The 26,104-nt window shown below is 39.9% G+C and carries 22 protein-coding genes; 11 read left to right on the top strand and 11 right to left on the bottom strand.

The annotated features are described in order from the left end of the window. Positions 1–2: 2 nt before the first annotated feature. The 4 genes from EHR01_RS04835 to clpA are packed head-to-tail and all read left to right on the top strand — an operon-like array spanning position 3 to position 6,940. Positions 3–3,152 (top strand): SpoIIE family protein phosphatase, encoded by a 3,150-nt coding sequence (locus tag EHR01_RS04835; protein WP_135693574.1) that lies wholly within the window; start codon positions 3–5, stop codon positions 3,150–3,152. Between the two features lie 15 nt (positions 3,153–3,167). Further along, the gene (locus EHR01_RS04830; RefSeq protein ID WP_135693573.1) at positions 3,168–4,334 is read left to right on the top strand and encodes a GNAT family N-acetyltransferase; all 1,167 of its coding nucleotides are present in this window, start codon (positions 3,168–3,170) and stop codon (positions 4,332–4,334) included. After that, positions 4,335–4,676 (top strand): ATP-dependent Clp protease adapter ClpS, encoded by a 342-nt coding sequence (gene clpS, locus EHR01_RS04825; protein ID WP_004788539.1) that lies wholly within the window; start codon positions 4,335–4,337, stop codon positions 4,674–4,676. Beyond that, entirely contained in the window at positions 4,673–6,940 is a 2,268-nt protein-coding gene (gene clpA / locus EHR01_RS04820) for an ATP-dependent Clp protease ATP-binding subunit ClpA (RefSeq protein WP_135693572.1), read from the top strand. Before clpS ends, clpA begins: the two co-directional genes overlap by 4 nt. Positions 6,941–7,029: 89 nt before the next feature. Here clpA and EHR01_RS04815 read toward each other — a convergent pair whose 3' ends face one another. Both EHR01_RS04815 and EHR01_RS04810 read right to left on the bottom strand, forming a co-directional pair. Further along, positions 7,030–7,578, bottom strand: a complete 549-nt coding sequence (locus tag EHR01_RS04815; protein ID WP_135693571.1) for a hypothetical protein — start codon at positions 7,576–7,578, stop codon at positions 7,030–7,032. Next, entirely contained in the window at positions 7,575–8,033 is a 459-nt protein-coding gene (locus EHR01_RS04810; RefSeq protein ID WP_135693570.1) for a RidA family protein, read from the bottom strand. The genes EHR01_RS04815 and EHR01_RS04810 overlap by 4 nt, the downstream gene beginning before the upstream one ends. A gap of 155 nt (positions 8,034–8,188) precedes the next feature. Here EHR01_RS04810 and EHR01_RS04805 point away from each other — a divergent pair, with 155 nt between their 5' ends. Both EHR01_RS04805 and EHR01_RS04800 read left to right on the top strand, forming a co-directional pair. Next, positions 8,189–8,632, top strand: a complete 444-nt coding sequence (locus EHR01_RS04805) for an Hsp20/alpha crystallin family protein (RefSeq protein ID WP_135693905.1) — start codon at positions 8,189–8,191, stop codon at positions 8,630–8,632. A gap of 11 nt (positions 8,633–8,643) precedes the next feature. Continuing rightward, entirely contained in the window at positions 8,644–9,042 is a 399-nt protein-coding gene (locus EHR01_RS04800; RefSeq protein ID WP_135693569.1) for an Hsp20/alpha crystallin family protein, read from the top strand. Positions 9,043–9,119: 77 nt separating this feature from the next. On the opposite strand, the gene hisC is transcribed toward EHR01_RS04800, so the two are convergent. Genes hisC through EHR01_RS04785 form a run of 3 tightly spaced genes read right to left on the bottom strand, consistent with a single transcriptional unit; the run spans position 9,120 to position 13,107 of the window. Continuing rightward, the gene (gene hisC, locus EHR01_RS04795; RefSeq protein WP_135693567.1) at positions 9,120–10,214 is read right to left on the bottom strand and encodes a histidinol-phosphate transaminase; all 1,095 of its coding nucleotides are present in this window, start codon (positions 10,212–10,214) and stop codon (positions 9,120–9,122) included. Between the two features lie 4 nt (positions 10,215–10,218). Continuing rightward, complete coding sequence (locus EHR01_RS04790; RefSeq protein WP_135693565.1) at positions 10,219–11,721, bottom strand: 2-isopropylmalate synthase; 1,503 nt, start codon at positions 11,719–11,721, stop codon at positions 10,219–10,221. 24 nt (positions 11,722–11,745) lie between these two features. Next, on the bottom strand, positions 11,746–13,107 hold the full coding sequence (locus EHR01_RS04785; RefSeq protein ID WP_135693562.1) for a hypothetical protein: 1,362 nt from the start codon (positions 13,105–13,107) through the stop codon (positions 11,746–11,748). A 45-nt stretch (positions 13,108–13,152) separates the two neighbouring features. On the opposite strand from EHR01_RS04785, the gene EHR01_RS04780 reads away from it, so the two are divergent. Then, entirely contained in the window at positions 13,153–13,524 is a 372-nt protein-coding gene (locus tag EHR01_RS04780; RefSeq protein WP_135693560.1) for a VOC family protein, read from the top strand. Here EHR01_RS04780 and EHR01_RS04775 read toward each other — a convergent pair. Beyond that, complete coding sequence (locus EHR01_RS04775; RefSeq protein WP_135693559.1) at positions 13,503–14,273, bottom strand: glycerophosphodiester phosphodiesterase; 771 nt, start codon at positions 14,271–14,273, stop codon at positions 13,503–13,505. The two genes, EHR01_RS04780 and EHR01_RS04775, sit on opposite strands and share 22 nt — an antisense overlap. An 8-nt stretch (positions 14,274–14,281) precedes the next feature. Further along, complete coding sequence (locus EHR01_RS04770) at positions 14,282–14,992, bottom strand: queuosine precursor transporter (RefSeq protein ID WP_135693557.1); 711 nt, start codon at positions 14,990–14,992, stop codon at positions 14,282–14,284. 143 nt (positions 14,993–15,135) lie between these two features. Between EHR01_RS04770 and EHR01_RS04765 the strand changes: the two genes are divergently transcribed. After that, a complete protein-coding gene (locus tag EHR01_RS04765) occupies positions 15,136–16,710 on the top strand; it encodes a glycosyl hydrolase family 18 protein (protein WP_135693554.1) in 1,575 nt (524 codons plus the stop codon). 1 nt (position 16,711) lies between these two features. Continuing rightward, a complete protein-coding gene (locus tag EHR01_RS04760; protein WP_135693552.1) occupies positions 16,712–17,752 on the top strand; it encodes an L-threonylcarbamoyladenylate synthase in 1,041 nt (346 codons plus the stop codon). Positions 17,753–17,760: 8 nt separating this feature from the next. Here EHR01_RS04760 and EHR01_RS04755 read toward each other — a convergent pair whose 3' ends face one another. Then, a complete protein-coding gene (locus tag EHR01_RS04755; protein WP_135693550.1) occupies positions 17,761–19,395 on the bottom strand; it encodes a S49 family peptidase in 1,635 nt (544 codons plus the stop codon). Positions 19,396–19,435: 40 nt separating this feature from the next. Between EHR01_RS04755 and uvrA the strand changes: the two genes are divergently transcribed. Together uvrA and EHR01_RS04745 are read left to right on the top strand one after the other, a co-directional pair. After that, entirely contained in the window at positions 19,436–22,327 is a 2,892-nt protein-coding gene (gene uvrA / locus EHR01_RS04750; protein WP_135693549.1) for an excinuclease ABC subunit UvrA, read from the top strand. A 6-nt stretch (positions 22,328–22,333) separates the two neighbouring features. After that, positions 22,334–23,401 (top strand): acyl-CoA dehydrogenase middle domain-containing protein, encoded by a 1,068-nt coding sequence (locus EHR01_RS04745; protein WP_135693547.1) that lies wholly within the window; start codon positions 22,334–22,336, stop codon positions 23,399–23,401. Here the strand turns inward: EHR01_RS04745 and EHR01_RS04740 are convergent. From EHR01_RS04740 to EHR01_RS04730, 3 genes are read right to left on the bottom strand one after another with little or no spacing between them, the layout of a single operon-like run. Beyond that, positions 23,398–24,354, bottom strand: a complete 957-nt coding sequence (locus tag EHR01_RS04740; RefSeq protein ID WP_135693544.1) for a cation diffusion facilitator family transporter — start codon at positions 24,352–24,354, stop codon at positions 23,398–23,400. The two genes, EHR01_RS04745 and EHR01_RS04740, sit on opposite strands and share 4 nt — an antisense overlap. Further along, entirely contained in the window at positions 24,347–25,396 is a 1,050-nt protein-coding gene (locus EHR01_RS04735) for an OmpA family protein (RefSeq protein ID WP_135693904.1), read from the bottom strand. The genes EHR01_RS04740 and EHR01_RS04735 overlap by 8 nt, the downstream gene beginning before the upstream one ends. After that, entirely contained in the window at positions 25,386–26,078 is a 693-nt protein-coding gene (locus EHR01_RS04730; protein ID WP_135693542.1) for a hypothetical protein, read from the bottom strand. The genes EHR01_RS04735 and EHR01_RS04730 overlap by 11 nt, the downstream gene beginning before the upstream one ends. Positions 26,079–26,104: the final 26 nt, after the last annotated feature.

Genomic DNA, 26,104 nt, shown 5'->3' with positions numbered 1-26,104 from the left:
CCATGAACTCTTGGGGAAATATAGCGTTTGATTTTTATACATTCGGCTCGCTCGTCGGTGTTATTTTTACTTTTTACAATGCACAATTTTTTTTGACGGTGAAAGAAAAATCGGAAGCTACCTATCAATTGGGAATGGGTACTCTCTGGCTTGGCCTGTTTCATTTTGGGTATCTCATTAATTTTTCTTTTATGGGTCCTTCATCTGCCTATCTGCGATGGCTCGTCATCATAGGTGCTATGGCTGGAGCGACATACCTAACCAGCTTTTTTTTAAGTTACCCCGAAGTTTATTTCCCCCGATTAAAAAAATACCTCTTTAGGGTTATGAACTTTGTCGTTGTGACTGTAACTGGTTACTTTGTATACATTAGCCTAACAGCCGGTAGGTTATTTTTCTTTAGTGGTCATTATTGGGATTTTCCTGTTCCTGTTTTTTACAAAGCTTATGCTATTATCGTTCTGATTTTTTTTGTTACCTTTTCTTTCGTTGCCATTGTGCAGATATTCAAAATGCCAAAAGAGTCGAGGTTTGCATCAGCAAGCATTCTCATCGCCTTTATCCTTGTGACCATCCTACCAGGAATTATGAATGCACAATCAAGGGATGGAGCCATTGGTCGCGGGCTATACCAAACCATTACGGATTTAGTTTTGGTAGTTGGTTTGTTTGTTGCCAATGTAGTTTATATCAATAATACAAAAGACAAAACTACGATTATTTCACGAATTATTGGAATATCTCTCGCATCATTTTTGTTAGTTTTGCAGCTTGTTGCTTATTCTGTCATCCAACAGTCTGAATCAAACTATGATATGGTGCATACAGCCAGAGCCAAAAATTACATCGCAGGAATCGAAACGGACCAAGTTCCCAGTTTTCATTATACTTATGATATTAACGAGAAAGAGTTTGTTCGTAAAAAAGGATTCGAAGAAACTTCTGTGGAACCTGCAAGTTACGAATCAGAATATTGGAATTCCTGGGCTTTGGAAACCATTCTTTCTTACAAACAAAGTTCTGATTGGAAAGAAAAAACAAGTCGTCTTTTTTCAAAGTTACCAGAGTCAAGCAAAGGTTATGCTGCTGAAATCAAACGGCTTTTGGCATTGGATCAAGTGACAAGCCCGGAACTTCTCATCCAAGAATTGGAATCTGAAAAACGTAAAATCCTCTACACTAGAAATAAATTAAGAGAAGTCCCCGTAAAAAATTTTTCCGAAGGGGCGGAGTCATTGGTTTCCAAAAAAGATGGACCACTATCCGGTTTTTATGGCGCAGCACGGACTGTTTTAGAGGCGGACATTCCTGAAGAAAAAAAATTCGAAGTCCTGGATCAAATGTTTTCCCCTATGCCGAATCATGGAGACAGAAATTACCGGGGTCGGGTTAAATTTGCCGAGAACAATCCAGAATACTCGTTTTATGTAAGTTATCTGGTGGTGGATAAAGAAAAAGGACTCATCCATGAAGTGGGTTATCCTTATTTGGATTACCGGGAATTCCAGGAAGAAGTCACACTTCCTTGGATCATTGGTGTTTTGTCTCTAGCGGTGCTTGTCATTTTTGGATACAGATTGTTTTTCCTAATTGCACTTTTAAGACCAATTGAACAAATCATAGAAGGTTTAACAGAGGTAAACTCCGGGAACTTAGAACATAGACTGACAGTTCATGTGGAAGATGACATTGGATTTATGGCAAGATCATTTAACAGAATGGTGCGTTCAATCCAAGCAGCCAGAAAAAAATTGGAACAATACGCTGACCAATTGGAAGTAAAGGTGCAGGAACGCACGAAGGAATTGGAAAATTCTTTAAAAGAGGTCCAATCCTTAAAACACCAACAAGATGGAGATTATTTTTTAACCTCGCTTCTTTTGCAGCCGTTTAATGCAAATAATGCGAATCATGATAATGTCCAGGTTGATTTTTTACTAGAACAAAAGAAAAAATTCACCTTCCGCCAATATGAAAAAGAAATCGGTGGGGATTTGAATATTGCCAATCAGATTTTTTTAAACAATCGTTCCTATACTGTATTTTTAAATGCAGATGCAATGGGTAAGTCCATGCAAGGTGCTGGAGGAGCGCTTGTTCTTGGTTCTGTTTTTGAATCGATCATCACAAGAACTCAACTTTTAAGTGAGGCTCGCAATACTTATCCGGAACGTTGGATCAAAAATACCTTTTTAGAACTTCATAAAATCTTTGAAGGTTTTGACGGTTCCATGCTTGTTTCATTGGTTCTTGGACTCATCGATAATGAAACAGGTCTTTTGTATTTTATTAATGCAGAACATCCTTGGATGGTTTTGTACCGAGATGGAATTGCCAGTTTTATTGAAAACGAACTTATGTTTCGAAAACTAGGAACTTCTGGAGTCCAAGGAAATTTATATATCAAAACATTTCAGTTGGAAGCAGGAGATGTTCTACTGGCTGGATCTGACGGGCGTGATGATTTACTCATCTCACATACAGAAGATGGGAAGCGAGTCATCAATGAAGACGAAAGACTTTTTCTTCGCGTTGTGGAATCGGGAAAAGGAGATTTGGACCGGATTTATGAAGAGCTGCGCCAATATGGTAGCCTAACCGACGATTTATCACTTTTAAGAGTTTCTTTTATTGAAGAAAAAGAACGTTATAAAATTGAGAAAGAAAAACTAAAAGAAATTCAATCCTTACTCCACAAAGCAAAAGAGGCGAGTGAATCTTCGGACCTCCAAGAGGCAGTTTCGTATTTAGAAAAAGCCAATTCTTTGGAAGAAAACATTCCTGAAATCAAAAAGAAATTCATCCAACTCTATTTAAAACTCAAAGACTATGGAAACGCCAAAAAAATGGCCAAAGACTATAGTTTGTTAAAACCAATGGATACGGAGATTATGTACATCACTGCTTTTTGTGCAAGGAAAGTGGCCGATATCAAAACAGCCATTGATTTTGGAGAAAGGGTTCGCCTTCGTGATCCAAACCATGTCAAAAATTTGATCAATTTAGGGCAGACTTACTTGGCTGATAAAAACTTTTCTCGGGCAGAAAACATCCTAAGTTCTGCTTTGGAATTGGACCCAGAAAATCCAAGTTTGCAAAGGCTTCTTGACCACATTCGGAAAAAACAAAACAAACAAGATGTTGTGGGTTAGAGTCTAAGATCTACATTGAGTGAAACATTTGAGATAAAAATTTCCGAAAGTTTTCGAGACTTTACTGAAGAGGAATGGAATCTTCTTGTACCAGCTGATTCCGTTTTTCAAGAATACGAATTTCTTTCCGGGTTAGAAAATGCTGGTTGTATCGGGAATGGGGATTGGATCCCGGTCCTTGTTTCTGCTAGAAAAGAGGGAATTTTAAAAGCTGTCCTGCCTGCTTACCTTCGCAGTGATTCGTATGGCGAATATATTTTTGATTTCCAATGGGCCAATGCATTCCACCGGGCAGGAATTCCTTATTACCCAAAATTGACGGTGGCCGTTCCTTTCACACCCGTGACGGGGAATCGAATTTTATTTTCCGCCGAGTTAAGCGATACGGAAAAAGATTCTCTTGGTTCTCATCTCCTGCAAAGGCTGATTCAATTTGGAAAGGAAAAAGAAACGTCTTCTGTTCATATTTTGTTTTGTAAGGAAAACGAACAGAAGTTAGGCATCCAAAATTCCTTTGCTCCAAGACTTTCTCACCAATACCACTGGTTTAACAAAGGTTTTGCGAATTTCGAAGAGTTTTTATCCACTCTTGTCAAAGACCGTAGAAAGACAATCCGCCAAGAACGAAGAAAAATTTCGGAATCGGGTCTTGTGATCCAAACCCTTACCGGTGACCAGATTACCGAGGATCATGCTCATATATTTTTTACGTTTTATCAGGATACCCATTCGAAAAAATGGGGCCAGGCCTATTTGAATCGAAAATTCTTTTTGGAAATGCATCGTAGTTTTCGCCATCGTTTGGTTCTTGTATTGGCAAGTGACCCTTTAGGGAAACCAGTTGGTGGAAGTTGGAATGTTTTTCGAGACGGGTTTTTATTCGGAAGGTATTGGGGAGCTTTGGAACATGTTCCCAATTTACACTTTGAATGTTGTTATTACCGATTGATTGATTTTGCAATTGAACATAAAATGGAACGAGTGGAGGCCGGTGCCCAAGGGGAACATAAATTCTTAAGAGGTTACGAAGCGGTTCCCATGTATAGTTTGCATCATATTTATAATGAACAGGGCAGAGCGGCTATTGAATCCTATTTGGAACGAGAGATTGTGATGGAAAGGGATAATATTTCCGCTTATAATTCACAGTCTCCTATCAAATCGCTTCGGGAGGGAACTTAAGTGTCAGATCCAAAACGCAAATCTTATACCGATATGAACGTGGAACTTCTCGAAAGAGAAAAACAGAAAAAGAAATTAAAAAAACCTGACCGGTATAAAGTGATTCTCATCAACGATGACTACACCCCGCAGGAATTTGTGGTATATGTACTTGCCAATGTCTTTCGGAAATCTATGGAAGAATCTCGTCAAATAATGTGGAAGGCTCATACTTCTGGGTCAGCCGTTTGCGGGGTGTATTCTTTGGACATTGCAAGAACAAAGGTAGCAGAAGTACATAAACTTGCGGACGACGCAGGACATCCATTACAATGCCAATTGGCAAAAGAGGAGGACGAATGAACCTTTCCCTGGATTTAGAAAAAACCCTAGAACTTGCAGGCAAAGAGGCAAGTAAATACCACCACGAATTTATCACATTAGAACACTTGTTATATGGTCTGACTTTTAATGAAAAAACAAAGGATGTTTTGATTCATGTAGGATGTGATTTGGACCAACTTCGTAAGGAACTCACCGAGTACTTTGAAGAAGACCTTTCTACCATTGCCGTTCCCGATTTAAAAATCCAACCTAGGTACACGGTGGGAGTGCAGTTTGTCATTCAATTTGCGGCCTTCCATGTCCAAAATTCAGGAAAAGAAGAAGTGGATGGAAACAATGTGCTTGTGGCCCTCTTTCGAGAAGAAGATAGCCAAGCCTTTTATCTATTGGCCAAACAAGAAGTCAACCGTCTGGATGTGATCAAATACATCTCGCATGGGATCAAAAAAGAATCGGAACCAGAAGAACTTAATTTTTCAGAAGAAATTGAACCAGAAGAAGGTGAAACAGGATCCCGTAAATCCGCGCTGGAAAAGTTTTGTGTCAATCTCACAGAAAGGGCTAGGTTAGGAAAATTAGATCCATGCATTGGTCGAGAAGTGGAAATTGAAAGAACCATTCATATTTTATCGCGGCGTCGTAAAAATAATCCTATTTTTGTAGGGGAAGCGGGAGTAGGAAAAACCTCGATTGTTGAAGGAATCGCCGAACGAGTGGTAAAGGGGCTTGTACCAAAAAGTTTACTGAATCTAGAAATATATTCACTTGATATGGGACTTGTGATGGCAGGAACCAAATTTCGTGGAGAATTTGAAGAACGTCTAAAGGCCATCTTACAAGAAGTAGTTGGTAAACCAGAACGAATCATCTTTGTGGACGAAATCCATACCATTGTGGGAGCTGGAGCAGTCTCCGGTGGAAGTTTAGATGCTTCCAATTTGATGAAACCAGCCCTTGCCAATGGAGAACTCAAATGCATTGGGACCACAACATACAAAGAATATAAATCGATCTTTGAAAAAGATCATGCACTCTCTCGTAGGTTTCAAAAGATTGAAGTGACTGAACCTTCCAGAGAAGATGCGATCGAAATCTTAAAAGGACTTAAACCTAAATATGAATCTTTTCATGGTGTGACCTACAGTGCCAAAGCCATCGAAGCCTGTGTGGATTTATCTAGTCTTCACCTAAGAGATAGGTTTTTACCAGACAAAGCCATTGATTTAATGGATGAATCTGGCGCCTTTGTGAAGTTACGTGATGAGAAAAAAGAAAAGGCCAAAAAACAAGTTGGGATTTTAGAAATTGAATCCCTTGTGGCCAAAATTGCCAAAATTCCAGAAAAAACTGTCAAAGCAGATGATAAAAAGAAATTAGAAAATCTGGATTCCGAAATTAAATCCATTGTCTTTGGACAGGATCATGCCATCGAACAAGTGGTAGATGCCATCCATTATTCTCGTTCTGGTCTCAGTGACGAAGGAAAACCAATTGGTAGTTTCCTTTTTGTTGGTCCTACTGGTGTCGGTAAAACAGAAGTGGCAAAAACTTTGGCAGAAAAAATGGGAGTGGAGTTTCTGCGTTTTGATATGAGTGAATATATGGAAAAACATTCCGTTTCACGTCTGATTGGAAGTCCTCCCGGATACGTGGGTTATGACCAAGGTGGTCAACTGACAGATGCCGTAGCTAAAAATCCCCACTGTGTGTTGTTATTCGATGAAATAGAAAAGGCACACGAAGATATTTATAATATTTTATTGCAGGTAATGGACCATGCCACACTCACAGATAGCACTGGTAAAAAAGCAGATTTTCGCAATGTAATTCTGATCTTAACCACAAATACGGGTGCTCAGGAAAGTTCCAAACCCCTTCTCGGTTTTGATTCTGACCGTTATGATGACAGGTCTCTAAAGGCCATTGAAAGGACATTTACTCCTGAGTTTCGAAACCGACTCACAGCAGTTGTCGAATTTGGAGCTCTTTCCATTCCGGTAGTGGAGCTCGTGGTCAAAAGAATGTTCCGTACTTTGCAAACAAAGGCAACCGAAAAGGGAATCCATTTGGAGTTGTCAGAGAAAGCCGTGCGGCATTTGGCTGAAACAGGTTACGACAAAGCAATGGGGGCAAGGCCCATCCAAAGAATTTTAAATGCAGAGATTGGAAAACCTCTCTCTAAAAAAATTCTTTTCCAAAAAGATAAGGGAACTCGTTATCTCGTGGATGTAATTGAAAAAGAGGGAAAGGCGGTTCTTGAAATTTTGGAAGAGAACGAGTAAAGCTGTTAGGAAAAAAGTTTTTTAGATTTTAGCACCAAACAAATTGCCCGATGGAGTATCAGGCAATTTGTTTGGTTTGGTTTGGTTTTTTATATCCTGCCGAGAACTTCATCCTCTCTTTTGAAGGTAAGGTATCCAAAGACAAAGGCTCCGAATAATGATCCCAAAAATAAATAGAAGGGTAGTCCCAGTCCCACTTCTTCCGGTTTGACAAAGTCATAAAAATAACGTTTTGGGTCTAAGTATCCCCAAATCACAAATACAATTGAAATCATTTGGCCTGCGAAAAACCAAATCCTTGTCCACGATGATTTCCAAAATCCCAAAAAGAAAAAATTGAGAAGTGCGAGAAGAATAAACACGGAATTTAATTTAGGACCAAGGGAAATGGATTCTGTAATTTCAAAAAAACGAATTTGGTATGAGAACCAGGGTAAAACAGAAAAGAGAAGTTGCAAAAATAAAAAAATAAAAAATATTTTATCAAAGAATATTTTATGATTCCAATACCTGTAAAGTGTCAAAAATATTTTCTTTGTTAGGTGCCACCAAGCAAAGATTAGGTCTGGAACAAATAATAAAGATTCTTTTAGAAATTGAACAACAAGAAAAAATTTGGAAAGAAGGGAACTTGTCATTCTACTTCTGCAACCATTTCCAATTCTACGGAAGCATCAAGAGGAAGAGAACTCACGCCAATTGCAAACCTAGCATGTTTACCTTTTTCACCAAAAATGGCTGCAAGAAGTTCTGAGGCACCATTGGCAACTAAGTGTTGTTCGGTGAATTCAGGTGTTCCTGAAACAAAAACTCCTAGTTTCACTATGGATTTGATTTTGTCTAAAGAATCTATATGGAGTAGAGTTGCCGCTAAAGCATTTAAAACACATTGTTTTGCCTCTTCTTTGGCTTCCTCGAGACTTAGGTCTTTTCCAACCTTTCCCGTTTTTCGTAGTTTTCCTCCGACGAGCGGAAGTTGTCCGGAAGTAAAAATCAGGTTTCCCGACCTTTTGGAAGGGATATAGGAAGCGAGGGCCGCTGGAACAGGAGTAATTTCTAAACCGAGTTCTTTCAGTTGGTCTTGGATAGGCATTGGATTCCAGCATCACTGGGCCCATCGTGCGAGACAAAATTTTTTTTCCAAAAACGGCTAAAATAGAAAACATTCTTGACGATTGGCAGTCAAAAGTATAGATTGCTAATTGAAATAGCAGTCGTGCTTAATGAGTGCTAAAGAGGAGAATGAGCATGTTGTTCCGAATTCTAGACCCACAAACAAAAGCAAATCAGTTCTGGAGAGATTTTGACAGACTGAACGATGAGTTGACTCGTTCTATTTTAGACAGTCAATTTGGATCTTCGTCCAATTTCCCTCCAGTGAATGTTTATACAAAGGAAGATGAGGCCCTTGTGACTTGTTTACTTCCGGGACTCGAACCAGACCAAATTGAAATCAATGTAAAGGACAATCTTCTTTCGATCCACGGAAAGAAAAAATCAGAAGAACTCGCCGAAGGAACGGAAGTCTTACGCCGGGAGATTTTTAATGGAGAATTCCACAGGACTTTAGAATTACCGTTTCGAGTTGATTCGGAACATGTCCTTGCAAAATTCACCAATGGAATTTTAAACATCCATCTTCCTCGTAGAGAAGAAGATAAACCTAAAAAAGTATCCATCACACTTGGGTAAGGAGATAAGTTATGAATACACTGACAAAAGAAAATCATGGAAACGTTTCAGAGACCGTCGAAGGTAAGGACCAAAAGTTAACCACTCGTGTTTATTCACCTAACGTGGATGTATTGGAAACAGAAGAGGCCATTTTGTTCTTTGTAGAAATGCCTGGAGTGGACCAATCCTCGGTGGACATATCCATTGAAAAAGACCAATTGATTTTGGAAGGTAAATTTGTTCCGGTGGAAGAATCTCGCGGCCAAGTGCGACTTGCAGAATACAGAGAAGGAAACTACTACCGCAAGTTTACCATAGGCAAAGCAATCCATTCAGATAAGGCCACTGCCAAAATGAAAAATGGAATTTTAGAGTTAACCATTCCCAAAATGGAACCTAAAAAAACAAAAATCGAAATCCAGAAATAAAATCTCTTTGGTGTTTGGTAAATCGAAAGAGAATTTAATTGCGAACCCGGGTACCTGCAAAGGTGCACCGGGTTTTTTTAGACCAACTCACGAATGGTTTCTAATAGTTTTGTATTTTCCTCTTTTGTTCCAATGGTAATTCGTATATAATCTTTGGAAATTCCGGTGGAAAAATACCGAATGAGGATGTTTTTTTCTTTTAGTTGTAAATACAAACTCTCTGGAGAAACACCTAACTTTGGTTTGCAGAATAAAAAATTAGTAGAGGAATCGGGAATGGTAAAACCAAGAGATTCCAATTCCTTTTTTAGTTTTGTCCTTTCTGAAATGACTAGAGTTCGTTTTTCCAAAAAGTATTCTTTGTCCGCATAAGAAACCTCTGCCACAACTTGTTCTAAAATTCCCACATTATAAGAATCTTTGAGTTTGCGGATCCAGGAAATGACTTCCAGTGACCCAACTAAATACCCAACACGTAGACCAGCTAGGGCATAGGATTTCGAGAAGGTTCTAGATACCACTAAATTGGGATAGTTTTTGATTTCTGAGAGCAAACTAGAGTTAGGCTCTGTAAAATCAATATATGCCTCATCAGATAAAACGACTCCGGAAAAACTTTTTACTAAATTTAAAAGTTTTTCTTTGGGTTCTTCCACACCAGTAGGCGCATTCGGATGAGCAAAACAAAGTAGTTTTCCTTGTTCTTTTTCCAAGGATTCAAAATCAAAATGTAAGTCGGATTTAAGGGGAATGGCTTTGTAAGTAGCTCCCACCATCATCTGTTCGGTAAGAACCGGATAAAAGGAATAGGTTGGGTCTGGGGCAACAACCACATCTCCTGGGCCAATGAGGGCTTGGAATAACAAACGTAAGGCTTCATCAGATCCATTGGTGACTAATACTTGATCCGGGTCTAAATTGTAGTCTTTTGCAATGAGTTCCTGAAGTTTTCTTCCGTGGTAGTTGGGATACTTTCGTAAAACACCTGTCTCCAATACTTTGTCTACGGCTTCTTTGATTTTAGGAGAAGGTGGGTAAGGGTTTTCGTTTGTATTGAGTTTGATTGTTGTTGTACTGAGGCCCGGTTGTTCCCCAGGTGTATACGGTTTGTACGTGAGTAGTTCCTTACGAACCAGAGACTCGATCGAAAAAAGTTTGGTTTCGGTTTTCATAAAATCACAACCGGTTCAAAGCATTGATATACGCTTTGGCACAAGCTTCAATGATATCGGTAGAATCCCCTTTTCCAACCACCCTACGTTCGCCGTCTTCTAACGTGACTGAAGCTTCTGCCATCGCATCTGTTCCTTCTGTTACCGGTGAGATCACAAGTCTTGAGAGGAGTGGGGAAAGGCCAGTGGCCATATTAATTGCTTTGAATATGCTATCGACTGGACCATCTCCGTGGGCTTCCGAGAACTTGGTCTCTCCTTTGATGAACAAAGAAATTTTGGAACTTGGAGTTTGGTTGGAACCAGTATTTTGTTCAAAAGAAAGGAGACGATATTTTTCATCCACTTGGGACCTGCTAATCTCTGCTTGGAATAAAGCAGCGATGTCTTCATCGAATACTTCCTTTTTTTTATCAGCAATCTCTAGGAAACGATTGTAGGCATTGTCAATTTCTTCCGGTTTGGGATCAAATCCCATACGAATGACTCGGTCTTTAAAACCTGCCCTTCCGGAATGGCGTCCAAGAACCATACGATTGGATTTGAGTCCCACAGATTCCGGAGTCATAATTTCATAGGTTTGTCTATTTTTAATCACTCCATCTTGGTGGATTCCAGATTCATGCGCAAAAGCATTTGCTCCCACAATGGCTTTGTTAGGTTGGACCACCATACCTGTGATGGTTTTTACCAAATGAGATCCACGAGTGATGAGAGTAGAATCAATTTTTGTTTCCACACCAAAAGCATCTTTTCTTGTTTTGAGAGCCATCACCACTTCTTCCATAGCTGTGTTTCCGGCTCTTTCTCCGATCCCGTTGATTGTACATTCAATCTGACGACCACCAGCAAGAACGGTTGCTAGAGAGTTCGCAACGGCAAGTCCAAGGTCGTTATGGCAATGGGCAGAAAAAATCACTTTGTCGGCTCCTTTCACTTCCTTTTTTAAGAAACGAAAAAGATCCATATATTCTTGTGGGGTTGTATAACCAACAGTGTCTGGGATATTGATGGTAGTGGCACCTTCTTCGATGACAGCTTCCACTAACTCACGCAAGAACTCCCATTCGGAGCGAGTGGCATCTTCTGGTGAAAATTCCACATCGGTGACAAAGTCTCTAGCCATTTTTACAGCCACTCTTGCCATCTCTAATACTTCCGAAGGAGACTTCCCAAGTTTATGTTTCATGTGGATGGGAGAAGAAGCAATAAAGGTATGAATGCGTTTTAGTTTGGCAGGTTTTAGGGCATCGCGAGCTGCTTCTAAATCAGGTCGAAGGGCACGGGCCAGTCCACAGATGATAGGACCTTCAATTTCACGTGCGATGCGTTCCACTGCTTTGAATTGAACGGGAGAAGAAACGGGAAATCCTGCCTCGATGATATCCACCTTCATACGGGCAAGGTGTAGGGCAATTTCCACCTTTTCATCTTCGCTCATAGCGGCCCCTGGGCACTGTTCCCCATCCCTAAGTGTGGTATCAAATATGCGTACGTAATCTTCCATCTACTTCCAGATCATACGCTCGCTTCACTCTGTCAAGTGCGTATGGAATGCACCCGTGATCCAATGGTAGGGTTTCCCATCCTTGCCTATAGGAATGGGAGTTTTTCTCCCTTCACTCCAAAACCGGATGGGCTTTTCTAAATCGTAAGGGACTTTTGTTTCGGTGATTTGGGTGAAGTAGGCCTTGGTTTTCTCTCGGGGAAATGGAAAAAAGAAAAGGATCCCTGAAAGTAGCAAAAGAACCAAAACGGGGGCCTTCGGATTTATCTTTTGCAAAATGGGAAAAAATACCCAGGTGATTCCCAGAAGAGAAAAGAAGAGAAGAGGGAACAAATACCGAATGGGATAAGGGTGGAGGTAGGTAAACCTTCCTATAGTGAGTAAAAGCATCAAAAGGACAGGAAAAAAAACAAGGAGCAAGTGTTGGTTTAATTTTGGGAATCTAGTAAAACTGAAAAAGACCAGTCCAGTTAAAATGAGAAGGGACTTTCCTTGGTAAAAAATATGTTTTGAAAAATCAAAAAGATAAGTTCCCGAAAGTGTAATCACTTCTTTTGGATTCAGTTTGTTTAGGTAGGTGAATAAAGTTTGGAAACTACTGGGAATGGATAAACTATCTTTGAATCCAAAGAAAATGAGTTCATTCCAAAAAAGGAAAAACATTGCCAAAATCCAAAATCGTTTTTCTTTAAAATATGAAATTCGATCAGCAAAAGGAATTTCCAAATTCCAAATCCGAACCACAAAAAAACTAATCACGCCGACAGCAAAGGAAAATCGATCGGAGAGATAGAGGAGCGAAAAGCCGAAGAAAAAAATGAAAACCAAAGGAAGTGGTAAAACCTGCGAGGACCTGGATTTCCTTTTTGCTTTATCGTTTAACAATGAATATAGATAGATTGTGAGAAATAGAGAGAAAAAAAATCCCGAACTATGATGAGCCCCAGAAAAAAAATAACTAAAAGGAAGGGGTTTGTCACCTAATCCATATCCGATGAGTGAAAATATAACCAATAGAAATTCAAAGCAGTACAAAAATTCTAATGATTTCGATTTTGTTGTATAGAATGAAATAAAAATGGCAATCCCAAGAAGGACAAAAAACATTTGGAAGGTTCCATAAAAACTCGGAAGGTATAAAAAAGGGACAAAGGGAAAAAGAACCAAATCAATCAAAAGGTCCGGGAAAAAATAAGGAGAAGGTGGGAGATACCAATGCCCTATCCCTTTCCCAGAAACCAGATCCTTCAGTAATAAGGGAAGGTATAAATGATCAGCCGAATGAATGGATTCAAAATATATGGTTTCGCATAACAAAAAGTTAATGATGGATGAAATGGAAAAAAACAAAAAAAAGGAAAATTTAGACGGGGTTTGGATCGACATAGGATTCTTAAATAAAATTCTCAAACTTAAGGTAGAGTTCCTTGGATGATGATAGAAAATAAAAACATGGATTTAGTCCTCCCTCAGTTTTTTTCGGTGAATTTATTCGGTGGAGAAAATACTGCGATCCCAGCACAGTTTTACCAATCGTTTTTGGGTGGAACTCTTCTAAAAGAAAGTTTTGGCCATTCCGAATTGAAACTTACAACTGGCCAAACCATAGTCTTTTCCAAAAATACAGAACATTGCCCCGTGCGACCAGGGACCATTACCATTCAATGTTTGCCCGAAACGGTTCAAAACCATCCTCAACTTTCCACTTTGAAGTTAGTCGAACAAATACCAGGGAAGAATTATTCTTTGTATGAAGACCCTTGGGAGAACTGGATTTGGATTTATTTTTTAGATTCTAAGTAAGTTGCCAAAAGGTCAGGGTAATCGGTAATAAGGCCCGCCACTCCGGCAGTAAGGAGTGCCTTCCATTCATCTTCCGTATTGGTGGTATAAGGAATCACCAGAAGAGATTTTGCCTTTAATTCATCTACAAATTCCATGGAGCAAGCAGAAAGATGTGGAAGGATCAAATCTGGCTCATAGTCCATATAATTCTTGTTTAGCGAATCTCCTTTTTCGACAAGAAGGCCACGTAGTACTTCTGGATCCTCTTTGCGAATGAGATCCACAAGATCCCAATCAAAACTACTCACCCAAATTCGATTGCTAAGTTTCCATTTCCGAATGAGTTTCACAAGGGCCAGAGCCAGTGCCTTTCTTTCTTCTGGGTTCCCTTCACTTTTCATTTCAATATCGAAAACTGTGTTCTCTGGAAGAGTTTGGATCACTTGTGAGAGAGTGGGAATTTGTTCCCCTTCAAAGGCTTCATCAAAAAAACTCCCCGCATCCAGTTCAGCTAAGTCGCGGTATTTATATGCAGAGACTTTTCCTTCACCGTCAGTTGTACGATCGACTGTAAAGTCATGGATGACCACAAGTTCTCCTGAGGCACAAAGCATGGTATCCAATTCAAAAAACCTTGTGGATTCTGCACCGACAAGAAAAGATACAAGGGTGTTTTCGGGTGCAAGTCCACGAGCGCCCCTGTGCCCAATATTCGCTGGACCATTTCCCAAAATGGTTTTGAGTCTTTCGATTCTTGGTTGGAACATATTCTCCCTTACCCTGGTTGAATGGTGGACTCTAGTCCTTCTTCTTCCATTGCTGCACTAAACATTTGTTTTTTCAATGTTTCTCCTAAGTAACGATCAATGTAGATATGGATGGCATAAAGAAGTGGTGTGATGAGAATGGCCACTCCCAATTTATAAAGAAAGTTTGTATTGGCAATGGAGATCAGTTTGGAAACGGGATGGTATTTTCCAAGGGCGATGAAGATGACCACATAAGAATCGATGAGTTGCGAGATGACGGTAGATCCTGTGGCACGTAGCCAGATATGTTTTCCTCCCGTTTTTTTACGAAGGAAATGAAAGGTGTGAAGGTCAATCATCTGGCCAATTACATAAGCGATGATGGAACCAAGGATCACAAGTCCGGAATTGGCAAACACCCGTTCAAAGGAGGCATCATCAATGGGTGACTCAGGACTTGCGGGAATTTGGATATCGATCACGATGAGGAGGTAAGCAAAACCAATCATCACCATGCCAAGAAAGGTAGTAGCTCTAACCACTTTGCGACCATAATATTCATTGAGTAAATCCGTGATGATAAAGGTAACAGGAAAAGGGATAACCCCCATCGTCATCGTAAACCCGAAGGCAAAAAATAATTTACTACCTGTGAGTTCGGCAAGAAGGAGAAAGGTGAGAAAAAAACTAAGAAGAACCGTATAAAGAATCACCGGTTTTTGTTTGAGAAGATGCATAATATCTTTTTCCTTTCTTTTTAATTTCGACTAGGAGAGATTCCTGGTTAAAAAATTATGGGATGAGAAATAGGTAGTGAGTGGTTCCATAATTCTCTACTCTTTTTTTATCATACGATCGATAATCATACTAGAAGTAATTTATGTCCGAAAAAGAAAACCCATCCACACCGAATCGTCCGCTGTCGAATGCAGCTAAATATACTCTCTTATTTGCCTCTTGGGTATTTCTTTCCGCCATCTCCTTTTATTTAGGAATGAACTTAATCCAAAATGATGGAACGGCTCTTGTTTTAAAAGACACTGCCAAAGCCGGGAATGCGAATCCCAGTGTTGTGGAAGCATCCACTCCTTCTCTCGGAACTCCATCGGAGATGGAAACCAAGGAAAACGGAGAAAACCAAACAAACAGCGATTCCCCTGAGGAATCTGTGGAATTGCCTGGTTTTGTTCCTGACGAGAACGTAAGTTTCCGCTCTTCTGCTTGGTCCACCGATTGGACTGCCATGAAAAAGACAGTCCATCTTTACAATGAAATCCATCCTTTTATTTATACCATGAAAGGTGGGCTTTCCAATAATGGGGAACTCATTTCGAGTTGGTCCAGTTCTTCCAGAAAAGAACGAGTACAGGAACTCCGTGCACTCAATCCTAAAGTAAAAATCATTCCGACCATCTTTCGTTGGGAAAATCCAAAAGAAAAAATCCAAGAAAATATTGGAATGGGTGGACGTAACGACATCCGTGACCACCACATTCAAGTCATCGTAAACGAGATTATGACCTATGGTTATGATGGGATCGATATCGATTACGAAGGGATGTCTTGCGATAAAAAAGAAAAGTTTGAAGAGTTCTTTGTTTTACTTGCTCGTGAAGTTCATAAAAAAGGAAAACTCATTTCGGTAGCAGTGCATCCCAAAACGCCTGCGGAAAAAAGTAAAAAGAAGGAACTCCAATGCCGTGGTTTATCGAAACCTATCGCATTAGACTTCCGTGAAAATTGGAGAGGGCCAACCACCCACGACTATGCCTTTCTTGCCAAACACGCAGACCGAGTCAAAATTATGGCTTATGAACTCCATCCACGAAAGTACCACAACCCTGGACCTGGTCCCCAAGCACCGAATGTTTGGTTAAAAGACATTATCACTTACGCGAAAAAGAGAGTGCCAACACATAAACTCTATATGGCGATTCCTACTTACGGATACGATTGGGCTCTGAATTGTAAAGCATCTGCCAAAGCCATCTATCATTCTGATGCCCAAAGGATCAAAGCAGGGACACATAAAAATCGCCAACCTACTGATATCAATCGTATCTTAAACGAAGAAAACAAGGTAGCGAGCTGGCGAAACTTATCCAAGTTTTCTGACATCCATAAAAACCGTGCGTATGAAGATCCATCTCTTTGGTACACTAGTGGTGGATGTGATCGTGTTGCTTTTTATATGAACCGCCGGGCCTTTGAAGAAAAAATGAATCTGCTGCGAAAATACGATTTAGGTGGTTTCTCTTTTTGGCAACTCGTGACAGACAATGATCCAGAAATCAATGTGTATTTGAGTAAACTGGTCCAAGGCCAACTTCCTCCTGTAGAAAAAGCAAAAGAGGAAGAAGAACCTAAAGAAGAAACGGTTCTCCCTGCCAATGAATCAAAAGATGCATTGAAAGTATCTGAATCAAAATCAAAAACCAAAACTAAAAAGTTTTAAAATGAAAACCTTAATCTCTTCGGATGTAAGTTTGCTTGCGAACCTCATCCAAGAGGGCAAGGTTGTGATCTTTCCCACAGAAACGGTTTATGGAATTGGAGCCTCTACCCGAAGGGAAGGGGCTTGCCTTCGGGTTTACGAAATCAAAGGAAGGCCGAAAGACAATCCCTTGATTGCGCATTTTCATTCGATCGAATCCATTGAAGAGGTTTGTGTATTAGGGGAACTCGGTCGAAAGTTATTAGAAAAATTTTCGCCAGGCCCTCTCACTCTCATCCTTCCGAAAAAAGAAAAATCGTTATTTCCTAAGGAATTGGATACTTTGGCCGTTCGAATTCCAAAAAATCCTGTCATCCGCGAATGGATTCGGCAGACGGGTGGACCTGTTTCCGCTCCTTCCGCCAATTTATCTGGTAGGCCCTCCCTTACCAAACTAACAGACGTTGTGCGATACTTCGAAGGGAAGGTGGATGGAATCTTAATTGAGGAAGAACCAAGTTATGGAATTGAATCCACAGTGGTGAGTCTTGTGGGAGAGCATCCAATTCTTCTCCGACCTGGTTCCATTGAATCAGAAGAGTTAAAAACAATCCTACCGGACTTGATTTTGCCCAGTCCTTTCGAATCTTCGCCTGTCCTGTCTGTTTCCCATATTCCGTTGAGTCCAGGAACCAAATACAAACACTACGCGCCCTCAGCACAAGTGGTAATTGCTTCCAGCGAAGAATTCATCCATAGTTTAGAGGTTGGATTTGATCCCAAAGAGACGGCTTGGATTGGTTTTTCTTTATCCGGAAATGAGGGGAAAGGAAAGGTTTTGTCTGAGAGAAACGATTTTCTTTCCAAGGAAGGAGAAGGGTTCAGGGAATTTGATCATTTTTCTCTTGTGTCGACAAACGAAGAGTATGCGTCCAAACTCTATGCTTTCTTTGAGGCCTGTGATCTTGCTAAAATCCAAACCATTATTTGTGAAGCTCCCAAACTGGGTAGGGGATGGGAAGGTTTACGAAACCGGCTCGAAAAAGCCTCCCGTAGAAATTAAAACAAAATTTACTTTCTATTTTTCCAAAAAAGGCGCACGGGACTTAATAGTGATACTTCGTTAAAAGATTCGAGAAATTTTAGTTCAGCCATAAGCCCACCAAGGAGTGGGATTTTATTTTTCAAATTGTAAGCTGGGAGTTCCTCTGTCACTATGATGGGTTTTCCACCTAACCTTTCTTTGATGTCGTGTACGGCATCCAATAGTCCTCCAAGGGAATCTACAATTCTGTTTTCCACTGTAGGCAAATACACTCGGCCCATTCCAATTTTTGGCATTTCTTCCAAAGGAATCTTTCGGCCTTCGGAAACTCGGCGGTAAAATAGGCCTTCCGTTTTTTTGATTTGGGATTCCAAATATTGTACACTTTGTTTGGAGAGAGGTTGGAATTCGGAATGGATGTCGCGAAAGGGATAAAATCCTACGGCTTCTTTATTCAGTTGGAATTTTTTGTATAACTTTTGTAAGTTGGCCCTGATACTGACGGCTCCAATGGATCCCGTAATGCATACAGGAGAGGCTGTGATATGATCCACCGCCGAACCAATATAATAACCACCACTTGCCACTGTATCTTTAAAGTAAGCGGTGACAATTTTTGTTTTTTTGAGCTCCATAATTTCTTGATGGATTTGTTCGGAATAAAAAGCAGATCCACCGGGAGAGGAAATTTCTAAAATGACAGCTTTTATTTTTTTATCTTCCGCAAGTGCTTTTAGATTAGGGATGAGTGAGAAAGCTTCAATTTTACCGTTTTCTCTATTTTTATGCAAATAGTCCCCACCGGTAATTCCTCCTTCTAAGGGAAGGACAACCACTTCTGCTTTTCGTTTTGGGAAAAAACAAAAATCTTTGATGGAATGATGTAAAGATGGGTAGTTTCCAGAAAATACTTTTCTGTCTTCAGAGAAAAATTCGTTCTCTGTTTTGATTCCTGTAATGACACCTGCTGACAAAAGTTCATCGGCTGAAAGCATCGGTTTGTAAAATAAAGATTCTAAAGACTTTTGTCCATTGGTAAGGGCAGCAAGTAATACTTTACGTAAATCTAAAATCAGAGTTTCTAAATTCTTTTTTGCTTCTTTAGAAAATTCCCCTCGTGTAAAACTTTCGGCAAAGGATTTGTATGGGCCTGATGCAAAGGCTTGCACTTCGATTCCCCAGGTTTTTAAAAATTTACCAAAAAACATGGGTTCGGCGCTTGGAAGTAAAACCATAAATTCAGATTCTGGGGCCAAAAATATTTCTGTGGCGGCTGTGAGTAAAAGTAAGGTTCCGACTCCACCTTCTTTGGCAAATATTCTCACTTTTTTCCCTGATTCTTTGATCGCTAAAATTTGGTTTCTGACTTCATAGAATTCAGAGAGAGTCCATTCCAATGGTGGTAAAGAAATATCCAATGATTTGATTTTTTCATTTTTTTGGATGAGTTTGAGAAGGATGAGAAGTTCGAGTCTTGTGACCGTTTCTTCCTTCCCTTGCAATTTTTTGACAAAATATGATTTGTAAGAATCCTCAAAGACGGCAGGAAATTCCAATTCATAAACTTCCCGACCCCTTTGAAAAATTAGGCTTAGACGTAGGTAAAGTAAGTACAGAAGCCGGAAGGGAAGGAAAATGATTAAAAAAAGAATTCGAAACACGTAAGATCCTCTTCCGTCATTTCTTAAAATTCTTTCCAGAATGAAAGAGGAAAACAAGCTATCCGTTGTGGATTCCTTTATTCGTATTCGTGGCGCTCGTGAACATAACCTAAAAAACGTAAATCTTGATATCCCCAGGGATAAACTTGTGGTGATTACTGGGCTTTCTGGATCAGGTAAGTCTTCTTTGGCCTTTGATACCATTTATGCCGAGGGGCAACGAAGGTATGTAGAGTCTCTTTCCAGTTATGCCCGCCAATTCCTTGGACAAATGGAAAAACCCGAGGTAGACCAAATTGAAGGTTTAAGCCCTGCCATCTCCATCGAACAAAAAACAACACATAGGAACCCTCGTTCGACGGTGGGTACTGTCACTGAAATTTATGATTATTTACGGCTGTTATATGCTCGTGTTGGGAAACCGCATTGTCCGAAATGTGGGACTCCAATTTCTAGCCTGTCTGTAGACCAAATTACTGACCGGATCAATTTATTTCCCGAAGGAACCAAACTCCAAATTATGGCCCCTGTCATCCAAGGGAAAAAAGGGGAACACAAAGAAGTCCTCGAACGTTATAAAAAAGAAGGATTCAATCGGGTGCGAGTGAATGGGGAAGTGTATTCCCTCGAAGATGAAATTCCATTAAAGAAAAATTTCAAAGCCGATATCGACATCGTTGTGGACCGGATTGTGATGAAACCAGGAATTCAATCTCGGTTGTCTGATTCTGTGGAAACCGCTTTAAAAACTGCCGAGGGGATTGTGGTTGTAGAAGACGGTGAAAAGGATCATCTTTTTTCACAAAAATTATCCTGCCCCAAATGTGATGATGTGAGTATCCCCGAACTCACTCCGAGACTATTTTCCTTTAACTCACCTTTTGGTGCTTGTTCCAATTGTGATGGCCTTGGTGCCCTCTTGGAATTTGATGAATCCCTTCTTGTCACTGATCGTGAAGCTTCTTTGGCAGAAGGTTGTATTGAAGCTTGGGGAGGGTCCAAATCCAATTCCTATTGGTATATGGCCACCATACAAGCGTTATCCAAAAAATTAAAATTCAACTTAAATACCTCTTGGAAAGATTTACCTGAAAAAGTGAGAAATACCATTTTACATGGAGATTCTTCCATTCATATTGATTATGATTTTCGTGGTGCCAATTCCCATTATGAATTTTCCAAAAACTATGAAGGTGTGATTCCGAACCTCAAACGAAGGTACAAAGAAACCAAATCAGATTCTATGCGCCAATGGTTTGAATCCTTTATGACCAATCACGACTGCGATGAATGTAATGGAAAACGCCTTCGTCCAGAAGCACTGGCTGTCAAAGTCCAAGGGATTGGAATTGATGCTTATACTGGATTCTCGATTGAAAAGGCCTTGGACTTTACCAAATCCTCTGATTACAAAGGGGCAGAAGATACCATCTCCAAACCCATCTTAAAGGAGATTTTACAACGACTTCATTTTTTAAACGATGTGGGAGTTGGGTATTTGAATTTAAGCCGTGCTGCTGGAACTTTATCCGGTGGTGAAATGCAAAGGATTCGCCTTGCAACCCAAATTGGTTCTCGCCTAATGGGCGTTTTGTACATTTTGGATGAACCATCCATTGGTCTTCACCAAAGAGACAATACGAAACTCGTCCAAACCTTAAAAGGCCTTCGTAACTTAGGAAATACAGTTCTTGTGGTGGAACATGACAAAGAAACGATGGAAGAGGCTGATTTCATTGTGGATATGGGCCCTGGGGCTGGAGTCCACGGCGGCGAGATTGTTTCTTTTGGAACTCCAGAACAAATCAAAAAGGACAAACATTCTGTCACAGGGAAGTTTTTATCTGGGGAAAAAAGAATCTCCATGCCGGAAACGAGGCGGGTAGGAAATGGAAAGTTTTTAAAGATCACTGGAGCTACACATAACAACCTAAAGAATGTGGAAGTATCCATTCCACTAGGGACACTAACGGTGGTTACGGGGGTTTCCGGTTCTGGAAAGTCCACTCTCATCAATGAAATTCTTTATAAGGAACTCGCAAGTTCTGTGATGGGAATGAAACTTGTTCCAGGAAAACACAAAAAAATCATTGGCAAAGACCAAATTGATAAAGTCATCAATATTGACCAATCGGCCATAGGTAGGACTCCTCGTTCCAATCCGGCAACTTACACTGGTTTGTTTACATTTGTAAGAGATTTATTCAGTGGACTCGAAGAAGCAAAAGTTCGGGGTTATGGCCCAGGGCGATTTAGTTTCAACGTAGCTGGAGGACGCTGTGAAAAATGTGAAGGGGATGGAATCTTAAAAATTGAAATGCATTTCCTTCCCGATATTTATGTGGAATGTGAAGTCTGTAAGGGGAAAAGATACAACCGTGAAACCTTAGAGGTCAAATACAAAGGAAAACATATTTCTGATATTTTGGATATGACCGTAGAAGAAGCTGTCGTTTTTTTCGAAAATATCCCAAACCTCAAAAGAAAACTAGACACTCTGATGGATGTGGGCCTTGGTTATATCAAACTCGGACAAGCTGCCACTACCTTTTCCGGGGGAGAAGCGCAAAGGATCAAACTTTCTACAGAACTTTCCAAAAGACCAACAGGCAAAACACTCTATATTTTAGATGAACCGACGACTGGCCTTCATTTTGAAGACATAGAAAAACTTCTCTCTGTTTTACAAGTGCTTGTGGACAAAGGAAATTCAATGGTCATCATCGAACATAACTTAGATGTGATCAAAGCAGCAGACTATATCATAGACATTGGTCCTGAAGGTGGAGACGGAGGTGGTGAGGTGATCGCCACAGGGACTCCTGAAGAAATTGTTGCCGTTAAACGTTCGTTTACTGGTCAGTATTTAAAAAAGGTTTTGGAAGAAGAGAAGGCTCTCGATGCCAAATTTTCTAAAAAGAAATCTAAGTAAATTTTTGTGAGTTTGTATCCCGAAAATTTGATTCTGAAATATGGAAACTCTGGATCTCCCTATCCAAAAGATTCAGAAGGAATCGAGGGCTTTTACCGGAGTTGGAAACCTTATCTTATCTATGAAGGTTTCTACCATTTCCTACTTGGTCTCGAGTCTTATTTAGAATTTCAAAAGAAACTTTCTCTTTTGGCAGAAGAGCCGGTTGGAGTTTCCTTAAGCCTTTCTTGTATGGTGGAAGTGAATGTGGCCGGAGGAATCCTTGGTCATGCGAGCCGAATCCATTTAGAAAACCATAACCAAAATCAGAATCTGAAAACTCTAACCCAAGAGGTTCTTCATTCGCTTTGGGATGCTTTTCGAACTGGCAATCCGACGAAAATTTATGCTGTGGGAGTGAGTGAACCTGGTTGGGAAACGAAACTTAAAAAGTTAAGTTCGAGGGTTACAGAAGGAAAGTTATCTGGAACTAAATCCTTTATCACAAATGGGGCGGAAGCAGATACCATCTTTTGGGTGACCAAATCGGAAGAGGGAAATCCAGTTTATTTGGTCAAACGGAATCAAAATACAAAAAGTCCAATCATAAGGCAAGATTCTAACAATTCTAACCAAACTAGTGAAGAATCCTTCCATACCGATTTTACTCCGCTGGTTACCCACCTCAAACTAAAGTTATGCGAATATCCGATTCAGCCAGAAGATTTGATTTTAGAAAACTATGGAAAATTGGGAATGGAACTAAGACTAAAAGAACTTCTTTCTTTGGTATCCTTACTCATTGGAAAATCCAAAAAAGTCTCTTTGGAAAATGAATTTGTAAAAGAGGAAAGAGAAAAACTCACTCTCTGGCGAAACAATTTTTTATCAGAGTGCAAAGGAAATCCAGATACGGTTTTTTTACTTTCTGGTTTTCCTTATCCGACAGAGGGACTTCTTCTGGCACTGAGCAAACATTGGAATTTAGGATCTCCAAAAGATCTAAAGTCTGTCGATCCAGACTTCCAACTTTTTGTTTGGGAAGACCAGTTCACGGAGTATTTAATCCAAAAGAAAAAAAGAAAACTTTCTTAATGGTGGTGGTCGTGCGCATGTCCGTGGCTATGCCCATGATGGCCAAACTCACGTTCCGTTTCTCTAACAGAAATTTCTTCTAATTTTTCTTTGAGTGAAGAGGATAGAATTTCTACAGAAACAAAAGGTACTCCAAATTCGCACTTAAGGACTTTGTGAATTTCTAATACGATTTTATCTCTGTCTGTGTTTTGGTTTACTAAGATCTGTAATTCGACAGAAAATACACCGGAAGTGAGTTTTCGAACAGTAATTTGAGAAACGGCCTCAATCCCTTTTAATACTTTAATATGCTCTAACAAATGTTCTTTGTCAAAATCACTCGTGTCAGCTTCGATTAATATTTCAATAGATTCTTTTACGATTCCATAAGAAGTTTTTAGGATAAAAATTCCAAGAATCACACTAAGGAAATGATCCACTTCTTTAAATCCGGTGAAACGAATGATAAGAGCTCCGAGGACTACTGCCAAGGTTCCTAATAGATCACTTAGAACATGCAAATAGGCTGACTTTAAGTTGAGACTGGTTTTACTCACTCCCACAAGAAGCCCCGCCGATACCAAATTGATTCCAAAACCAATGGCAGCATAAGCCAACATTGAGTCGGGTTCTACATGTGCCGTTCCTGAAAAACGTAAATAACTTTCGTATAAAATGAAAAGGGCAATGCCAATGAGTAGAAAGCCATTGAATAAGGCCGCAAGCACCTCAAAACGGTGAAATCCAAATGGGTATCTTGTTGTAGGTTTTTTCGATGCAATGAGTAGGGCAAATAAAGAAATGAGATGGGCAAATACGTCAGTAAAGATATGGCCTGCATCTGCGAATAGAGCAAGGCTTCCACTTTCCCTAGAACCAATCCATTCGATAAAAAAAATAGCTATGGATAAAATACCAGATAGGCTTAAAAAAAATACCAATCGGGAACGTTTGGGTCTTGGTTTAGTCATTGTTTGTGTTCAGTGACCCAGTGGCTCTTGGTACCACAACAATGTCCACACGACGATTGAGCGCCTTATTTTCTTTGGAAGTATTGGGAACAATTGGTTGGAATTCACCATAACCTGCGCTCGAAAAGTTTTTTGGGTTTAGATTTTTATTCTGTAACATATATTCCAAAACGGATAATGCTCGTTCGCTGGAAAGATGCCAATTGTTTCGAAACTTAGTTTTGATCGGAACATTGTCAGTATGTCCTTCCACAACAATATAGTTCTCTGGATAAGAAGCAAGGATCTCTCGGATCTTATCGATGGCAGGAAGAATGGCAGGTTTTAGTTCCGAGGAGCCACTATCAAAGGAAATTTTATCATCGATATTGATGATGAGTTTATTGTGAAATCGTTTGAGTCGAATTTGGCCAGAGGTAATTTCTTTTGCTAATTTTTCTTCAAACTCTTTTGTTTGTTCCGCGAGGCGTTCCAATTCTCTTTTTTGTTCTTTTGTGAGTTTGCGAAGGTTTCCTAGTTCCTCTTCTAAATTACGAATTCTTTCTTTGAGTTCATCAATTTTTGATTCATAGGTATCTCGAAGTTTTTGTTCTTTTTGGAGGCATTCCCTCTCTTTGTCTTCGAGTTTTTTCTTATAAGCATCTAAATCGGCCCGGTCTTTTTCTTCTCGTTTTCGATTTTCTTCCGCAAGAAGGCGTTCCTTATCTGTTCCCTTTTTTTCCAGACTGCGAAGGCGCATATCGTAATCACGCATTTTGTCGGAATATTCATCTTGTTCTTTGGCGCGATTGCGTTTTTCCAATTCCAAATCTTCAGTGAGATTTCGGTTTTGCGTTTGGAGTTCTTTTTTTTCTTCTTCTAACCGGTTCAGTTCGTTTTGGTGTTGTTTGCGAATGTCAGCTAATTCCAATTCTAAAGCATATTTTTCTTTATAAATTTGGTTGTACTCATAAGGGAAATATACCCAATCGGCAGAGATTTTTGTTACGGATAGAAAACCGTATAAGAAGAGGATGCCAATGAATTGGATTTTATTTCGCATCATCAAAACTATCCTCTAAATTGACTTTTGGTAAACTCGGTGCTTCTGTTTTCACCCGTTCCCAGTCAGAGACACGACGACGAGCATCTGATTTTTTTTCCGCATATTGGGTTTCATAAATTTCTTTTTTGATGTATTCTGGATCAGCGGGAGTTTTTCCTTGAGATTCTTGGAACTTAACTGCAATTTCGGAACGAACTAATTCCAGTTCTGCGATGAGTTCCCCGAGAGCTGCTTCTTTCATTTCCAAATAAGCCTTGTCTTCTTTTTCCTTTTGTACCCAGGTTTTGTATCTTGTTTCTTCTTTGGCGCGCTCCAATTCATGACCTTGGCTTTCTTCTAAATACTTTTTGGATGTGGCAGAGTCTTCTTTCAAAACAAAATAAGTTTCTTTGTTTCTGGCCAAATCACGTTGAGCACTGTGTTTTGTGACTTTGGACTGAGAGATTTTGATGGCTTGGGTTGTGAGAGTGTTGGCCTTTCTTTGGGCCGAAACTTCGTTATTCAATTTGATGATGCGATCGGTTAGAACTCTTGTTGCGTTCTTTTGTTCGGCATTCATCACTTCGTCCCGAACATAGGCATCGGGAACCTTATTAATTTTTGGTTCGAAAAGAACACATTGGGAAAAAACTAGGAGAAGAAAAAGATTCGTTTTCAAAATTCGAACTCGTGCCGACATAGGATATAGCCTATGCTCCACGTGAC

The sequence above is a fragment of the Leptospira mtsangambouensis genome (genome assembly GCF_004770475.1).
In the GTDB taxonomy this organism is placed as follows: Bacteria; Spirochaetota; Leptospiria; order Leptospirales; family Leptospiraceae; genus Leptospira_A; species Leptospira_A mtsangambouensis.
This window is presented reverse-complemented; position numbering and strand designations above follow the sequence as displayed.

Bases quoted from the DNA above. Each gene is read 5' to 3' on its own strand.
- EHR01_RS04835 (WP_135693574.1), top strand. From the start codon at position 3: ATGAACTCTTGGGGAAATATAGCGTTTGATTTTTATACATTCGGCTCG.
- clpA (WP_135693572.1), top strand. From the start codon at position 4,673: ATGAACCTTTCCCTGGATTTAGAAAAAACCCTAGAACTTGCAGGCAAA.
- EHR01_RS04815 (WP_135693571.1), bottom strand. From the start codon at position 7,578: ATGACAAGTTCCCTTCTTTCCAAATTTTTTCTTGTTGTTCAATTTCTA.
- EHR01_RS04810 (WP_135693570.1), bottom strand. From the start codon at position 8,033: ATGCCTATCCAAGACCAACTGAAAGAACTCGGTTTAGAAATTACTCCT.
- EHR01_RS04805 (WP_135693905.1), top strand. From the start codon at position 8,189: ATGTTGTTCCGAATTCTAGACCCACAAACAAAAGCAAATCAGTTCTGG.
- EHR01_RS04800 (WP_135693569.1), top strand. From the start codon at position 8,644: ATGAATACACTGACAAAAGAAAATCATGGAAACGTTTCAGAGACCGTC.
- hisC (WP_135693567.1), bottom strand. From the start codon at position 10,214: ATGAAAACCGAAACCAAACTTTTTTCGATCGAGTCTCTGGTTCGTAAG.
- EHR01_RS04790 (WP_135693565.1), bottom strand. From the start codon at position 11,721: ATGGAAGATTACGTACGCATATTTGATACCACACTTAGGGATGGGGAA.
- EHR01_RS04785 (WP_135693562.1), bottom strand. From the start codon at position 13,107: ATGTCGATCCAAACCCCGTCTAAATTTTCCTTTTTTTTGTTTTTTTCC.
- EHR01_RS04780 (WP_135693560.1), top strand. From the start codon at position 13,153: ATGATGATAGAAAATAAAAACATGGATTTAGTCCTCCCTCAGTTTTTT.
- EHR01_RS04775 (WP_135693559.1), bottom strand. From the start codon at position 14,273: ATGTTCCAACCAAGAATCGAAAGACTCAAAACCATTTTGGGAAATGGT.
- EHR01_RS04770 (WP_135693557.1), bottom strand. From the start codon at position 14,992: ATGCATCTTCTCAAACAAAAACCGGTGATTCTTTATACGGTTCTTCTT.
- EHR01_RS04765 (WP_135693554.1), top strand. From the start codon at position 15,136: ATGTCCGAAAAAGAAAACCCATCCACACCGAATCGTCCGCTGTCGAAT.
- EHR01_RS04760 (WP_135693552.1), top strand. From the start codon at position 16,712: ATGAAAACCTTAATCTCTTCGGATGTAAGTTTGCTTGCGAACCTCATC.
- uvrA (WP_135693549.1), top strand. From the start codon at position 19,436: ATGAAAGAGGAAAACAAGCTATCCGTTGTGGATTCCTTTATTCGTATT.
- EHR01_RS04740 (WP_135693544.1), bottom strand. From the start codon at position 24,354: ATGACTAAACCAAGACCCAAACGTTCCCGATTGGTATTTTTTTTAAGC.
- EHR01_RS04735 (WP_135693904.1), bottom strand. From the start codon at position 25,396: ATGCGAAATAAAATCCAATTCATTGGCATCCTCTTCTTATACGGTTTT.
- EHR01_RS04730 (WP_135693542.1), bottom strand. From the start codon at position 26,078: ATGTCGGCACGAGTTCGAATTTTGAAAACGAATCTTTTTCTTCTCCTA.